Origin of the sequence: Sphingobium sp. B7D2B, assembly GCF_025961895.1 — a bacterium.
In the GTDB taxonomy this organism is placed as follows: domain Bacteria; phylum Pseudomonadota; class Alphaproteobacteria; order Sphingomonadales; family Sphingomonadaceae; genus Sphingobium.
This window is the reverse complement of the sequence record NZ_JAOQOM010000001.1, coordinates 375,081-389,054: the sequence shown is the minus strand read 5'-3', so window position 1 is coordinate 389,054 and position 13,974 is coordinate 375,081. Positions and strand designations below refer to the sequence as shown.

Below are 13,974 nucleotides of genomic sequence, written 5' to 3'. Positions count from 1 at the left end.
TTAAGCAAAGCGCACATGCCCGTCGGCACTGTCGCGCGCGGCGACCCTGCTCTCATCGGGCTGGCGAGATTGTTCCCCGGCGACGCGCGGGAACGATGTCCCGCGATCGCCATCCTGTCCGCGACCCTGCTGCTGCATCTGGCTCGCCAGATCGCGCTGGGCCTGGCCCTGGGCCTGATTTTGCGCCTGATTTTGGGCCTGGCTTTGCGCCTGCCCCTGATCGCGCGCGGCATCCGAGGAGGCGCCGGCCTTCTCGACCGTGATCTGCCCGAGGTGCAGGGTGGCAAGACGTGCATCGGCCTGCAGCGTGCCGCGCCCTTCGTTGAGGCGCCGTGCGGCCTCATCCGTTTCGGCCGTCAGGCGGATGTCCATGGCGCCGGCGCCCTGGAACACATCGACCTCAAGCCGGCCCAGATGCGGCGGATTGAGCGAGAAGCGGCTATGCCCGCCGCCTTCCGCCAGCCCGGCGATTTCCCGCGCCAGCCGATCGATCCACTGGCCCGAGACGCCCATGTCGATAACCTGCGCGCCCAGCGCCGAGGCTGCCGAAGGCGCCGCCTGGCCTGCGCCGCCAGTGCTGCTGATAGCGCCGCTCTCGGTCGAGATGCCGACGGGCAAGTCGATGACGAAGCGCTGGGCCGTGTCTGGAGCCGGCGCCGCGGCCTTACCGGTCGTCGCGCCCTGCGCCGCCAGAGCACCTGCCAGGCTGGCACTCTCCGCCTTTGGAGAGTCCGCGCCATCGGCCTTGGGGGCAGCGAGCGCTGCCACGCCGGCGGCTGCCGCCGCGCCATCCTGCGCTACAGCGGCGGCGCGACCTCCTTTGGACCCGGTGCCGGCGGCAACATGGGCAGCCATGGCCGGCATCCCGGGCGGGAGCGGGAAGGGAATGACCTGCGCCTGCAGGGGCTGCGCGGGCGCCACAGCGTTGGTGGCGCCATCATCCGTTGCGGCCGTGTCACCGGCCTCGGCGTCTGCATTCGGCTCGCCCTCCCTCAACGCCAGGGCGGCATCCTGAGGGGCCTGCGCTGTCGCAGCGCCCTGCTGGGCCTGCTGCGCCTGCAGCTGAGCCGCGACGGTAACAGCCTGCTGGGGCTGGCTCGCGAACCGATCGGGCGCCGTCAGAGCCAGCTTTTCACCGCCGACCAGCGCGAGGATGTCGGCGCTGGAGCCTTCGTCGGGTGCCCCGGCCGGGCCGGTCGTCGCGGTCCCGTCATTGTCGACGACAAGGCTGAGGTCCGCGCCCCCGGCCACCGGAGCGTTGCCATTCAGCGCAGCCAACTCGACAAGGGCAGCGAACTGCCCGCCGGTGGCGAGACCCGGTTCCCCGGCCTTCGCATCGGCAGCAGGCGTGCGCCCGGTCATCATGCTGAAGAGCGACGTGATGTTGATCATTCTTCCAGTCCCCTGTTCTGCATTCGCCGGACGCGCGGCTGCGCGGCCAGCCGGGCGTCGCGCTGCGCTTCCCGTGCCGCTTTGGCCTTGTCCTTGAGGCGCTCGGCAATTTCGCGTTCACGATCCGCCACCACCCGTTCCGCATCGCGCGCGTCGATCCGCCGATTGGCATCGAACAGCGCGCCATCGAGCTGTCGCCCGGCGCGCTCCAGGCGGCTGGCGAGTTCGCGCCGCGCAGCGAAGAGTCCGCCGATCTGCTGCCCGCTCTGGCCGCACAGCTCTTCGCGCACCTGCGCGATGCGGCGGGCATTGCTGGCGATCTGGCTCGCCTCATCCTGCGCAAGCGTGAGCGCGGCGACGGCCTGATTGTGCTGCACGTCCCGCACCCGGACGAGGCGCTTGCGCGCGGCGACCATGCGGCTCACGCGCCGAACTCCGCGATCAGCGCCGCGGCGCTAGTATCGACGTCAATCGTGGACTTGCTGCTCTGGCGCAGGAAGCCCAACAACTGCTGCCGGCGTTCCACGGCCTCATCGATGGTCGGATCGTTGCCGGGGCGATAGGCGCCCATCAGGATGAGGTCGCGATTTTCCTCATAGGCCGCCCACAGCCGCCGATAATTGGCGGCGGCGCGCAGATGCTCGTCATCGACGATGTCCGCCATCACGCGCGAGAGCGAGCGCCCCACGTCGATGGCCGGGAAGATGCTCTGCTCTGAAAGATGCCGCGAGAGCACGATATGCCCGTCGACAATGGCGCGGGCGGTATCGACGATGGGATCGTCGGTATCGTCGCCATCGGCCAGCACAGTGTAGATCGCGGTGATCGACCCGCCCGAGCGGCTGTCCACGCCGGCCCGCTCGACAAGGCGGGGGATGAGCGACAGCGCCGAGGGCGGATAGCCCTTCATCGCCGGCGGCTCGCCCAGCGACAGGCCGATCTCGCGCTGGGCATGGGCGCAGCGGGTGAGACTGTCGATGAGCAGCAGCACCTGCTTGCCCCGCGCGCGGAAATATTCGGCGATGGCGGTCGCGCGGGCAGCCGCGCGCAGGCGCAGCACCGGCGGATGATCGGCCGGCACGGCAACCACAACGCTCTTCTGCATCAGCGCGCCGCCGATCTTGGTCTCGAGAAAGTCGCTGACCTCACGCCCGCGCTCGCCGATCAGGCCGGTGACGATCACGTCCGCCTCGGCGCCAGCAATCATCTGGCCCATCAGCACCGATTTACCGACGCCCGAACCGGCCATGATGGCGATACGCTGGCCGCGCCCGGCGGTCAGCAACGCATTCACCGCGCGCACACCGAGATCGAAGCGTTCCAGCACCCTGCCGCGATCCAGCACATTGCCGCGCACGCCGGCGAGCGGCCACTGGCCATTGGCAAGCACCGGCCCCTTGCGATCGAGCGGCTGTCCCATGGCATCGATGACGCGGCCGATCAGCCCCTCGCCGACCTGCACCATGTTGGCGGCGCTGTCCGGCTCGACGCGCGCGCCATTTTCCAGCGGCGCATCCTGATCGAGCGGCACCAGTACGGCGCGACTGCCCCGGAAGCCGACGACCTCGGCCCGCACCGACGTGCCATCGGCCGCACGAATGCGCGCGCCGGCCCCGATGGGGCGCGAAAAGCCGGTCACTTCGAGCATCCCGCCATCATGGCCGACCAGCCGGCCGACATGGCGCGGCGCCTGATTGGGCACCTGCATATGATCGAGCAGCCGCGTAGCGCGGGCGAGTTCCGCCTGGATCACAGCCGGCCCTCCATATCGTCCATCAGCGCCTTGAGGCGCGCGAGGCGCACGTCCGGGCCATCCTCGATCCAGCCATCCGCCGTAGCGAGACGGACCGATCCGCGCGGCACATCGGCGCTGGCCGCCAGCGAGAAGCGCAGCGGCTCGGCCTGCAACAGCGGCAGATCCTCGGGGTTGACCTCCAGCCGGGCCTTGGCATCCTCGGTGTCGATGCAGGCGGCGACTGCCTCGCAGCGCGCCCGGAGCACATCGGCATCGATCGGCACTTCACCCACAATCTGCCCGACCAGACGGATGACCGCCTGGGAGAGCAGCGTGGCGAAGGCGCCTTCATCCACTTTTCCGAGCGCCAGAACAGCGGCAGCCAGCTCCCGCCGCGCCGCATCGTCCTGCTCGGCGGCTTCGCGTGTGATGCGCTCGCCTTCCTGAAAGCCCTGCACGAAGGCATCGCGCGCGGCTTCCTCGATGGGGTCGATCGGCGCCTGAGCGGCCAGCGTCTCATCATAGCCGCCGCCGGGCCCGCTTCCGCCGGGGAAGGTGACGTTCCAGGCCCGATGGCCCTGCTCCTCGGTATAGAGGTGGCGAAAGCCCCTGCCATCGCGCCCGACGCTGCCGAAATTGCCCCAGCTCTCCAGCGGCGCGGCGCCACTGACGGAGTCGGCCGACCAGATCCTAGACATAGTCGTCGCCCTTTCCGCCCAGCATGATCGCCCCTTCCTCGCCCATGCGGCGCGCCTCGGCGATGATCGCCTTCTGCGCTTCCATCACTTCGGCAAGGCGCATCGGGCCGCGCTCGTCCATCTCGTCCTGAATGGACTGGGCGGCGCGCTGCGACATGCAGCCCAGGATGCGGGTGCGCAGCGTGTCGCTCGCCCCCTTGAGCGCGACGACGAGAATGGCGTTGTCCACTGCCCGCATGAGCGTGCCCAAATCCTTGTCCGACAGGACCTGCAGATTCTCGAAGACGAACATCTCATCCTCGATGAGCTGGGCGACATTGCGGTCGCGCTTGTTCAGCGCCTTGATGATGCGCTGCTCATGATCCTTGCGGATGTTGTTCATGATCGCGGCGGCCTCGCTGGTGCCACCGCGCTTGGTGGTACCGGCGGACGAGCGGCCCTGCGCCGGGCGCGATGCGATGAGCTGCTCCAACTCGTCCAGCGCCTCGGTGCTTACCGGGCCGAGCGTGGCGACGCGATAGACGACATCGTCCTGCGCCTCGGCGGGCAGCAGCTGCAGCGTCGCGGCGGCCACGGCCGGGTCCAGATGGGCCAGCACGATGGCCATGATCTGCGGATGCTCGGGCTCGATGATCGCGGCGATCTCAGCCGGCTCCATCCATTTGAGCATCGAGAGCTTGGTCGAGCGCGTCGGCGGCGTGATCCGCGCGAGCATATTGTCCGCGCGGTCGGGCCCGAGCGCCTTGTGCATGGCGCCGCGGATATGCTGCGTCGCCCCGTAGCCGATGGTGGTGCGACCGCGCGCCTTGGAGACGAACTGGTCGAGCGCGGCATTCACCTCGTCCACCTCGACATCGGCGACGTCATACATGGCGTAGCCGAGCTGGCGCACCTCGTCCGGCTCCAGCCGGGAGAGGATCTGCGCGGCTTCGTCTTCCTCGAAGAGCATCAGCAGCACGGCGGCAGCGGCGCTGCCGGTGAGCGGGCGGGCGGCTTCGACCTCAGCCATCGGCCTTCACTCCATCCTTGAGGAGATCGCGGACGACGAGCGCCGCGCGATCAGGGTCCTGCTTCACAAAGTTGCGGATCAGCGTGGCACGGTCGCTATAGTCATGCGTGGCGCTGATCATATCGAGGGTCACCGGCTGAGCGGGATCATGCACCGCCGCCGAGGCCCGGCCGATCTCGGCCTGGATTTCCGTGCCGATCTGCTGGCCGATTTGTGCATCGAGCACTTGGCGCTCGGCCTGCGCGGCGGACCAGCGCTTGAGCAGCGGACGGCCGATGCCGACCAGCAGCAGCAGCGCGACGAGCAGGGCCGAGACGTTACGGGCGAGCATTGCCACCCAGGCTTCCTGATACCAGGGCGTCGCATCGGTGGCGGCGTCCCCGGCGGCTTCGGCGAACTTGCGGGAGGAAATCGCCACCACGTCGCCGCGGGCCTGATCGAAGCCGATTGCGCCTTTGACCAGCGCCTCGAGCGCGGCAATCTCCTGCGGCGTGCGCGGCTTGCCATCGGTGCCCTGATCCAGCGCGACGGCGATCGACAAGCGCTGCACGGTGCCCACGGCGTCCCGCGTCACGGAGACTTCGCGGCCCAGTTCGAAGCTGCGGTTGAAGGTCTCGGTCGTCTTGAACGGCGGCATGCCGGGTGCGGGCGGCGTTTGCATGGCGTTGGCCTGGGCCTGCGTCGGCGGCGGGCCGCCCGGATCGGCGGGATTGACCGGCGGATTGGGCTGCAGCGCGCCGGGGATGCCGCCCGGCGTGGCATTGGCATTGCCCTGCGCATCCGTGTTCCAGCTGCCGGTTTCGGCGCGCAGACGGGCTTCGTCCTGCGGATAGGTTTCGCGCGTGGCCTGCCGCTCGGCGAAGTTCACCTCGGCATGCACCTCGGTCGAGAACTTGCCGGCACCGATGATCGGTGTGAGCAGCGCGGTCACAGCCTGACGGTAGCGATCTTCGATGCGGCTCTGGATCTGGATCTGCCGATCCGTCTCCGCGCCCGCCCCGGTCGCATTACTGAGCAGGCGGCCATTCTGATCGACGACCGACACCGATTCCGGCGCCATATCGCCCACGGAGGAGGCGACCAGATGCACGATGGCCTCGACCTGCCCTTCGGACAGCGAGCGACCATTAGCCAGCTGCAGCATCACGGATGCCGTCGGGCGCGAGCGTTCGCGCAGGAAGATGCTCGGCGCCTCGACCGCGAGGTGGACCCGCGCCTTGGTGACCGCGTCGATCGCCTCGATGGTGCGGGCCAGATCCATCTCGCGCGCGCTGCGCAGCTTCTCGCCCTCGACGGCGCGACTCGCGCCCATCGGCATGGAGTCGATCAAAGTGTCGCCGGTCGGCGCGCTGCGGGGCAGGCCCTCGGCGGCGAGCTTCATCTTGGCGTTGAAATAATCGGTCTCGGCGACGGTGATCGCACCGCTCGTCTGATCGAAATTATAGGCGATGCCGCTCTTGCCCAGTGCCTCGGCCACGGCGGCCTGATCGGCCTCCGGCAAGCCCCGGAACAGGTCGCGCTGCGGCGGCTCGCGCAGTGCCAGCCAGGCCAGCGCGGCGAGCGCGGCAACGGTGATGAGCCCGATCATCGGCAGGCTGCGCTGCACGGCGGGTTGCTGAAGCAGGCCGGTGAGGCGCAGCTTCATGCCCTGCGCGCCGGCAGCAAAGCCCGCGCCAGACCCGGAGAGGGCAGGCAAGCCGGGCTGCATCGCTGCCTGGTTGCCAGTGGTGGTGGTGATGTTCGCGTCGCTCATCTCATTACACCGGCATGCTCATGATGTCCTTGTAGGCGGACAGGAGTTTGTTGCGGACCTGCAGGGTCGTCTCGAAGCCCACCGACGCCTGCTGGCGGGTCAGCATCACGGCCGCGATGTCCGTGGTCTCACCGCGCTCATAGGCAGCGGTCGCGTCGCTCGACTGGGTCTGCAGCTTGTTCACGCCCTCGATGGCGCTGCGCATGGCGTCCGCGAAATCGGCGCCACCCGCAGGGCTGCTGGCGGGCGCGCCGCCGGTCGCGGCACCGGCGGCGCTTTTCGCGGCGTCCTGGATCGCGGAGTTACGCTGGAGAATGCTCTGGCGCAGCGCCAGCACGCTATCGACGGAAAGTCCCGACATGATGATGCCTCCTGCGCTTAGCTGGCCAGCGCGAGGTCACGCATTTCAGCGAGACGGTAGCGCAGGGTACGTTCGGAAATGCCAAGGATGCGCGCCGCGCGGGCGCGATGCCCGCCGGTATCGCGCAGAGCGAGGCGAATGGCGTCCATGGCGGAGGCGCGGGCAACATCCTGAAGACGAGCGCGGGCCGGCAGCGGTGCGGGCTCGGCCGGAACGGGCACGGGCATGGCGTTGCCGGCAAGGCTGAGATCGCTCACGTCGATCTGGTCGCCTTCCCGCAGCACGATGGCCCGCTGCAGGACATTGCCCAGCTCACGGGCATTGCCCGGCCAGCTGTGCGCGCCAAGATGCGCCAGGGCAGCGGGCGTCGGCCAGGCAAAGCCGGACTGGCCGCTCTGATGGCGCAGCAGAAACGAAGCGGTGATCGCCGGAATGTCACCCGGACGGCTTGCGAGCGCGCTCAGGTGCAGCGGCATCACATTGAGCCGCCAGTAAAGGTCCGCACGGAACCGACCGGCATCGGCCTCCGCCGAAAGATCGCGGTTGCAGGCGGCGACGACGCGCACATCGACCGGCACCGGATGCGTCGCGCCGACGGGAAGCACTTCGCCTTCCTGCAGCGCGCGCAGCAGCTTGGCCTGCAAAGCCAGCGGCAGTTCGGCGATCTCGTCGAGGAACAGCGTGCCGCCATTGGCGGCGAGGAACAGGCCGTCGGACGACGCGCCAGCACCGGTAAAGCTGCCCTTCTTGTGACCGAAGAGCATGGCTTCCATCATGGTTTCCGGCAGCGCCGCGCAATTGACGGCGATGAAATCCTTGTCGGCGCGCGGGCTCATATCATGAAGGAAGCGTGCAATACCTTCCTTGCCCGTGCCGGTCTCGCCCTGGACGAGCACCGTCGCATCGCTGGCGGCGATCCGCTGGGCGAGGCGCATCAGCATGGCGCTGCTCTCGTCTCCCACTGCCGGCATCCGCGCGGGGCGGAGCAGTTCGGCGATCAGGGCAAAGGCCATCGCCTTGTCCTGCGCACCGAAGGCAATGCGGGCGGGGAAGCCATTGGAGGCCGGCATGAAGCGCGGCGCACCCTCGCGCCACTCGATCAGCAGGTCGCGACACGTGGCATCGGCAATTTCCTCGGCGAGGAGAATGCGCTGGATCGATTTACCACGCGGCGTGTCCGCGCCCACCGTTCGTACAGAAAAGCAGGCAGTATCGAGCCACACGTCCAGATCCGGCAACAGCCGCTGTACGCGCTGACTCATGTCGACATGCAACATGCGTAAGCCCCCGTTTTGGTCCAGTCCGGGCTCTTGCGAGCCACCCCCGTCTTGCCCGTTAAAAGTGATAAAAAATGCTTAGCATTCGGTTAACGACGGCGAGCCATTGCCGCAGTGCGGCAGGATTTTGCCGACCGTCTGAAGGCGCGAAAAACATGCCGCGCATGACATGTAGAGCCTCCGCTCCCCCCTTGACGAACCCGGCCAGCCGCGCTTTGTTGCAAAATATATCGTTTTATTTCATTATATTAATTGGTGATTTCGGGAAATTTGAGACGGTCACCTAAAGCTCCTGAGGCCTTATCCGTTCTGTGGTTTCGAGGCCGCCACCGCCAAAGGGCAGCGACCCTCAGTGAAGCGGGAAAGGAAACCACATGACTGTTATTGCATCCAACGTGTCCGCGATTCGGGCCCAGAATGCCTCGGCCGCTGCGAATCAGGGCCTGTCGCAGGCCATGGAGCGCCTGTCCTCCGGCAAGCGCATCAACACCGCGAAGGACGACGCCGCCGGCCTCGCCATCGCCACCAAGATGACCGCCGAAGTCCGTGGCCTCGCTGCCGCACGCCGCAACGCCAATGATGGCCTCTCGCTCGCGCAGACCGCTGAAGGCGCGCTGGGCGACATCTCCAACATGCTGGTCCGCATGAAGGAACTGGCTGTGCAGGCGAAGAACGGCACCAACGACACGGCCGCTCGTGACAATCTGCAGGCGGAAGTCACGGCACTGACCGACCAGATCGCCAAGGTGCAGGGCCAGGAGTTCAACGGCGTGGCGCTGTTCAGCGCGACGGCCACCTCGATCCAGGTCGGCACCGGCTCGACCGACACTGTCTCGGTTGACACCTCGACCGTGACGACCGCGCTCACCGCGCTCGCCACCGCCGCACCGAACATCGGCGGCGCCGGCACGACGATCGGTGCAGCGATGACCGCCATCGACACGGCGATCGAAGCGGTTGCTACCGGCCGTGCCAATCTCGGTGCCACGCAGAGCCGTCTCGAATCGGCTGCCAGCAACCTGACCACCACGATCACCAACCTGTCCGACGCCCGTTCGCGGATCGAAGACGCCGACTTCTCCGAGGAATCGACGGCGCTCGCCAAGAACCAGATCCTCAGCCAGGCCTCCACGGCGATGCTCGCTCAGGCGAACCAGAGCCAGCAGGGCGTGCTCAGCCTGCTCCGCTAAGGGCAGCACCTAAGATCGGACGGCGAGGGTACTGGTCCACACTCGCCGGCCCGGTTGACCCCCGGCACCATAGAGTCCCCATCGTGCCGGGGGTCAGCATCCCCAACAGGGAATATGGAAACCCTTCGCTCCCCCGGGCGGAGGGTTTCTTCTAATGTGGGGAGCGGGACGCCGGCCCCTGGCGGATGATCCAGGGGCCTGATCGAACAGCCACCTGAGTGAGCCGTCAGGCAGATGCGTATGCGGAGGTGTAAGGGGCAGGCCAGAAGGAGAGCGGCCAGCCATGATCCCTTCCATTGCACTACCCCTCCGTTCGCTTCGAGCGAAGTCGAGAAGCGTTACGCACGACGTCGGAAGGTTAGGCGGCGTGGACAAAATTCCGAGCTTGGGAAAACAGTGGCGGTTCCGCTCCGATCCAGCACGTGGAGTGCCAAGGATCCACTTCCGTTCGTCCTGAGTAGCTGCTGAGCTGTCGAAGCGGCGTATCGAAGGACCGCCCCGCCCACCCGGGCAGAGCGCTATTCCTCCGTGGTAATCAACACCGCTTCGCCGACCACCAGAAAGAGCAGGAACGGCGCCCAGGCCGCCAGCATCGGGGGGTACACCCCCAGATTGCCCATGGAGAGCGCAAAATTATCGGCCACGAAGAAGGCGAAGCCCAACGCCATGCCGATCACCGCGCGCACGAACAGCTTGCCCGATCGCGCGATGCCGAAGGCGGCGACGGAGCCCAGCAACGGCATGAGCAATGCCGACAAAGGCCCGCTGATCTTGTGCCAGAGCGACCCTTCGAGCGATGCCACCGGGCGCCCCGCCTCGCGCAAGGTATCGATCGCCTCGCTTAGGTCGGAGAAGGACATGGCATCCGGGTCCACCGAAGACAGCGTGAACTGGTCCGGCGTGACCCCCTTGCCGACCATCATCCGGTCGACATGACGGCTGACCCCGCGCACGACATCGAACACGCGGATATCCTCAAGCAGCCAGCCATCCGGGGTAAAGCGCCCATGCTTGGCGTAGACGATGGAGATCAGGGCATTGTTATGCCGGTCATAGACGTTCACGTCCTGCAGCCGCACGGCATTGCCCCGGCCGGTGATCGTCCCGGCCCGGATGAGGTCATCCTCGTGCCGAACCCAGACATTGCCCTTCACGCCGGGATCGGAGGGAATGGGGCCGAACTTGGCGGCCTCCCAGGCAGTGAGCGTCGCGGTGGCGCGCACGACCACGCGTTCGTTGAACACATAGCTGATCGCCGCGACAGCAAGACTGGCCAATATGAGCGGCGCGAGAATCTGGTGGGCCGAGAGCCCGCCGGACTTCATCGCCACCACCTCGCTATTGGCATTGAGCGTCGCCAGCGTGATCAGCGTGCCGAGCAGCACCGAAAAGGGCAGAAAGCGGGAGATGATCTGCGGCGCGCGCAGGCTGACATATTGCCATAGCTGCGCATCGCCATTGCCGGGATAGGCCAGCACCTTGCCGGCCTCGCTCAGCAGATCGAGCATCTGCAGGATCAGCACCAGCATCGCCAGCATCGCCAGGCAACGCAGCAGGAAGGTCTTGCCCAGATACAGCGCCAGCGCGCGGGAAGGGAAGAAGTTGAGCAGCATGGCCTATCCCCGATGTGCCTTGCGGTAACGCCGGTCGCCAAACCATTTGAGCAGCGACTTGAACAGGCCGAGCAGCTTGGCGAACTGACGATCCAGCGCGCCGATGGGCTGGCCGCCGGGCACATAGGCGGTCTGATAATAGAGCCAGGCGATGATCCCGGCGAAAATGAGAAACGGTCCCCACAGGCCGAGGAACGGATCGATCCGGCCCAGTGCGCCCAGCGACTGCATCGTCTGGTTGATCTTGTGATAGGTGACGATGAAGACGATCGACAAGAAGACGCCGAGCGCGGACGTCGAGCGTTTCGGCGGGATGGCGAAGGCAATCGCCGCGAGCGGCAGCAACATCATCATCGCCACTTCCACCACGCGGAAATTGAAGTTCGACCAAGCCTGCGCCCGGCCGAGCGCCGTATCGCGGGTGAGGCCGGCGCGGAACAGCTCCGGCAGGCTCAGCTCCACATCGCCATCGCCGCGCGTACGGAACTCCTCGATCTTCGGTAGCGAGATCGGCAGATCATGGTTGGAGAAGGAGAGGATGCGCGGCTCGGTGAAGCTGGGCGAATTATGCACCAGCACGCCATCGGTAAGGCGCATGATGATCGTATCGGGATCGTCGGTCGCCAGGAACTGCCCGCGCGCCGCCGTGACCGCCAGCGACTGGCCGCCGTCACTGTCCATGCGCGCGAAGATGCCGCTCAGCTTCTTGCCTTCGTCCTCGCTCTCCTCGATGCGGATGGTGATGCCATCGCCCAGCTTGGTGAACTCGCCGACCTTGATAGATGCGCCCAGCGCGCCCGAGCGCAACTCGAACCTCAGCCGCTCATAGGCATATTTGCTGTCCGGCTGGATGAAGCCGACAATGGTCAGGTTCAAGATCGCCAGCGCAATGGCATACATATACGGCACTTTGAGCAGTTTCGTATAGGAGAGGCCGACGCCGCGCAGAATATCGAGCTCCGAGGACAGAGCCAGCTTGCGGAAGGCGAGCAGGATGCCGAGCATGAGGCCGATGGGAATGCCAAGGCCGAGATATTCGGGCAGGAGATTGGCGAGCATCCGCCACACCACGCTCACCGGACCGCCCTCGGTCGCGACGAAGACGAACAGCCGCTGCATCCGGTCCAGCACCAGAAGCATCGCCGCAACGATGAGGCTTGCGAAAAGCGGGACCGCGATCAGCCTCGCCATGTAGCGGTCCAGAGCGGTCAGCATGAGAGTCCGCAGGTTCCTTGAGCCGGTTCAGGTGGCCCGGCCGGAAGGTCCGGACACGGCAAGGCCGTAAGCGGGATGCGCCCGCGCCGCAACCTTAGAGTGTGTGAACCCCCGCAAGATCATAGCGCCGCGCGTCAGCCGGAGCCGGGAAGGCGCCCGGTCGTGCGACCAACGGGCGGCTTGACCGGGCTGTGACAGGCCCGGCCGGTCGATCAGCCAGCGATGGTGCCCGTCATCCGGCCCGCCGTGGCGAACATCTCGAGAATCTGGCCGACCTGCTCGCTCGAATGCTCGGCACAGAGCGAACAGCGCAGCAGGAAGGTGCCGGCCGGTGTCGCGGGCGGACGGGCCATGTTCACATAGAGCCCCAGCTCCAGCAGCGCCTGCCACATCGCCACGGCCTGCGTCTGGTCCGTAAGGATCACCGCAATAATGGCGGACTGCGGCGTCTTGGTGCCGAGCGTGAAGCCGAGATCGATGAGCCCCTTGTGCAGGCGGCGGCTGTTCTCCCACAGATGCGCGCGCTTCTCGCCGGCGTGCATCAGCTTCCGGATCGAGGTCGCGGCGGTGGCGACGACGCTCGGCGGCAGCGAAGCGGTGAACACATAAGGCCGGCAAACGAGGCGCATCACATCGAACTTGGGATGGTCCGAGACGCAAAAGCCGCCGACCGTGCCGACCGACTTGGAGAAGGTGCCGACGACGAAATCGATCTCCTTCTCGACGCCCTGCTCCTCATAGACGCCACGGCCATTGGGGCCGAAGAAGCCCATGCCATGCGCCTCATCGACGAGGATCATGCAATTGGGGTGCTTGCGGATCGCGGCGACCATGTCCGGCAGCGGCGCCACGTCGCCGAGCATCGAATAGACGCCCTCCAGCACGACCAGCTTGAGCGCATCGGCCGGCAGGCGCCCGAGGCGCTTGTCCAGATCCTCCACGCTGTTGTGGCGGAAGCGCACGATCTCGGCATTGCCGAGCGCGCAGCCATCATAGATGCTGGCATGGCTGTCGGCATCGAGCACGATGTAATCGCCCTTGCCCGCCAGCGTGGAGATCATGCCGAGATTGGCCTGATAGCCGGTCGAGAACACCATGGCATGCTTGGTGCCATAGAAGTCCTTGAGCGCATCCTCGCAGGCCTTGTGGGTCTGGTAGGTCCCGTTGAGCACGCGGCTGCCGGTGGTGCCCGATCCGAACTCGTCCAGCGCCTTCTTGCCCGCCGCGACCACGTCCGGGTCGAAGGTCATGCCCATATAATTATAGGTGCCGAGCAGGATCGTCTCCTTGCCCTTGATCACCGCAAGCGTGGGCGACTTCACTTCGTCCATCACGATGGCGAAGGGATCGCGCACGCCGGTCGCCAGCAGCGCCTCGCGCTCGGCGATCAGGGGATCGAACTTGGAGAACAGGTCCTTGTCGGCCTCCGCCACGCGCATGGTGGTTTCCGCCCCGTCGATCACGCTCGCCATGGCTTCAGCCCTCCGCCTTTAGCTTCATCACCGCATCGACGAGCTGGCCGACCGTCTCGATCTCCGCCTGCATGTTCATGGTGATGATGATCTCGAACTCGTCCTCGATGGCGGCGACGAAATCCATGACGGTGAGGCTGTCCCACTCCAGGTCGCCGGCGAAGGTGGTGCTGTCGCTCAAGGCGACGCCCTTCTTGTTGAAGGGTTCGATCTGCGCTGCAATCTGCGCGTAGACGTCCTGACGGTCCGACATGGCTGC

At 66.6% G+C, this 13,974-nt stretch carries 13 protein-coding genes; 1 reads left to right on the top strand and 12 read right to left on the bottom strand.

From position 1 onward, the window contains the following. Genes M2341_RS01775 through M2341_RS01740 form a run of 8 tightly spaced genes read right to left on the bottom strand, consistent with a single transcriptional unit; the run spans window position 1 to window position 8,225 of the window. Window positions 1–1,392, bottom strand: a complete 1,392-nt coding sequence (locus tag M2341_RS01775; RefSeq protein ID WP_264584000.1) for a flagellar hook-length control protein FliK — start codon at window positions 1,390–1,392, stop codon at window positions 1–3. Next, a complete protein-coding gene (locus M2341_RS01770) occupies window positions 1,389–1,808 on the bottom strand; it encodes a hypothetical protein (protein ID WP_319801063.1) in 420 nt (139 codons plus the stop codon). The genes M2341_RS01775 and M2341_RS01770 overlap by 4 nt, the downstream gene beginning before the upstream one ends. Window positions 1,809–1,813: 5 nt before the next feature. Continuing rightward, complete coding sequence (locus M2341_RS01765; protein WP_264583998.1) at window positions 1,814–3,145, bottom strand: FliI/YscN family ATPase; 1,332 nt, start codon at window positions 3,143–3,145, stop codon at window positions 1,814–1,816. Further along, a complete protein-coding gene (locus tag M2341_RS01760; protein ID WP_264583997.1) occupies window positions 3,142–3,825 on the bottom strand; it encodes a flagellar biosynthesis protein in 684 nt (227 codons plus the stop codon). The genes M2341_RS01765 and M2341_RS01760 overlap by 4 nt, the downstream gene beginning before the upstream one ends. Further along, a complete protein-coding gene (gene fliG / locus M2341_RS01755) occupies window positions 3,818–4,834 on the bottom strand; it encodes a flagellar motor switch protein FliG (RefSeq protein WP_264583996.1) in 1,017 nt (338 codons plus the stop codon). Before fliG ends, M2341_RS01760 begins: the two co-directional genes overlap by 8 nt. Then, the gene (fliF, locus tag M2341_RS01750; protein WP_264583995.1) at window positions 4,827–6,587 is read right to left on the bottom strand and encodes a flagellar basal-body MS-ring/collar protein FliF; all 1,761 of its coding nucleotides are present in this window, start codon (window positions 6,585–6,587) and stop codon (window positions 4,827–4,829) included. The genes fliG and fliF overlap by 8 nt, the downstream gene beginning before the upstream one ends. A gap of 4 nt (window positions 6,588–6,591) precedes the next feature. Continuing rightward, entirely contained in the window at window positions 6,592–6,948 is a 357-nt protein-coding gene (fliE, locus tag M2341_RS01745; protein ID WP_181560903.1) for a flagellar hook-basal body complex protein FliE, read from the bottom strand. A gap of 17 nt (window positions 6,949–6,965) precedes the next feature. Then, complete coding sequence (locus M2341_RS01740) at window positions 6,966–8,225, bottom strand: sigma-54 interaction domain-containing protein (protein ID WP_264583994.1); 1,260 nt, start codon at window positions 8,223–8,225, stop codon at window positions 6,966–6,968. A 374-nt stretch (window positions 8,226–8,599) separates the two neighbouring features. On the opposite strand from M2341_RS01740, the gene M2341_RS01735 reads away from it, so the two are divergent. Continuing rightward, the gene (locus M2341_RS01735) at window positions 8,600–9,415 is read left to right on the top strand and encodes a flagellin (protein ID WP_181560905.1); all 816 of its coding nucleotides are present in this window, start codon (window positions 8,600–8,602) and stop codon (window positions 9,413–9,415) included. 518 nt (window positions 9,416–9,933) lie between these two features. On the opposite strand, the gene lptG is transcribed toward M2341_RS01735, so the two are convergent. The 4 genes from lptG to M2341_RS01715 form a co-directional block, all read right to left on the bottom strand. Continuing rightward, window positions 9,934–11,028, bottom strand: coding sequence for an LPS export ABC transporter permease LptG (gene lptG, locus M2341_RS01730; RefSeq protein WP_264583993.1), 1,095 nt, complete (start codon window positions 11,026–11,028; stop codon window positions 9,934–9,936). A 3-nt stretch (window positions 11,029–11,031) separates the two neighbouring features. Beyond that, on the bottom strand, window positions 11,032–12,243 hold the full coding sequence (locus M2341_RS01725) for an LptF/LptG family permease (RefSeq protein WP_181560907.1): 1,212 nt from the start codon (window positions 12,241–12,243) through the stop codon (window positions 11,032–11,034). Window positions 12,244–12,455: 212 nt separating this feature from the next. Beyond that, window positions 12,456–13,715, bottom strand: a complete 1,260-nt coding sequence (gene spt / locus M2341_RS01720; RefSeq protein ID WP_264583992.1) for a serine palmitoyltransferase — start codon at window positions 13,713–13,715, stop codon at window positions 12,456–12,458. A gap of 4 nt (window positions 13,716–13,719) precedes the next feature. Beyond that, the gene (locus tag M2341_RS01715; RefSeq protein ID WP_181560908.1) at window positions 13,720–13,968 is read right to left on the bottom strand and encodes an acyl carrier protein; all 249 of its coding nucleotides are present in this window, start codon (window positions 13,966–13,968) and stop codon (window positions 13,720–13,722) included. Window positions 13,969–13,974: the final 6 nt, after the last annotated feature.

Excerpts from the sequence above, each read along its gene's own strand:
- fliG (WP_264583996.1), bottom strand. The coding sequence starts at position 4,834 with ATGGCTGAGGTCGAAGCCGCCCGCCCGCTCACCGGCAGCGCCGCTGCC.
- M2341_RS01760 (WP_264583997.1), bottom strand. The coding sequence starts at position 3,825 with ATGTCTAGGATCTGGTCGGCCGACTCCGTCAGTGGCGCCGCGCCGCTG.
- fliE (WP_181560903.1), bottom strand. The coding sequence starts at position 6,948 with ATGTCGGGACTTTCCGTCGATAGCGTGCTGGCGCTGCGCCAGAGCATT.
- M2341_RS01770 (WP_319801063.1), bottom strand. The coding sequence starts at position 1,808 with ATGGTCGCCGCGCGCAAGCGCCTCGTCCGGGTGCGGGACGTGCAGCAC.
- M2341_RS01775 (WP_264584000.1), bottom strand. The coding sequence starts at position 1,392 with ATGATCAACATCACGTCGCTCTTCAGCATGATGACCGGGCGCACGCCT.
- M2341_RS01725 (WP_181560907.1), bottom strand. The coding sequence starts at position 12,243 with ATGCTGACCGCTCTGGACCGCTACATGGCGAGGCTGATCGCGGTCCCG.
- lptG (WP_264583993.1), bottom strand. The coding sequence starts at position 11,028 with ATGCTGCTCAACTTCTTCCCTTCCCGCGCGCTGGCGCTGTATCTGGGC.
- M2341_RS01715 (WP_181560908.1), bottom strand. The coding sequence starts at position 13,968 with ATGTCGGACCGTCAGGACGTCTACGCGCAGATTGCAGCGCAGATCGAA.
- M2341_RS01740 (WP_264583994.1), bottom strand. The coding sequence starts at position 8,225 with ATGTTGCATGTCGACATGAGTCAGCGCGTACAGCGGCTGTTGCCGGAT.
- fliF (WP_264583995.1), bottom strand. The coding sequence starts at position 6,587 with ATGAGCGACGCGAACATCACCACCACCACTGGCAACCAGGCAGCGATG.
- spt (WP_264583992.1), bottom strand. The coding sequence starts at position 13,715 with ATGGCGAGCGTGATCGACGGGGCGGAAACCACCATGCGCGTGGCGGAG.
- M2341_RS01735 (WP_181560905.1), top strand. The coding sequence starts at position 8,600 with ATGACTGTTATTGCATCCAACGTGTCCGCGATTCGGGCCCAGAATGCC.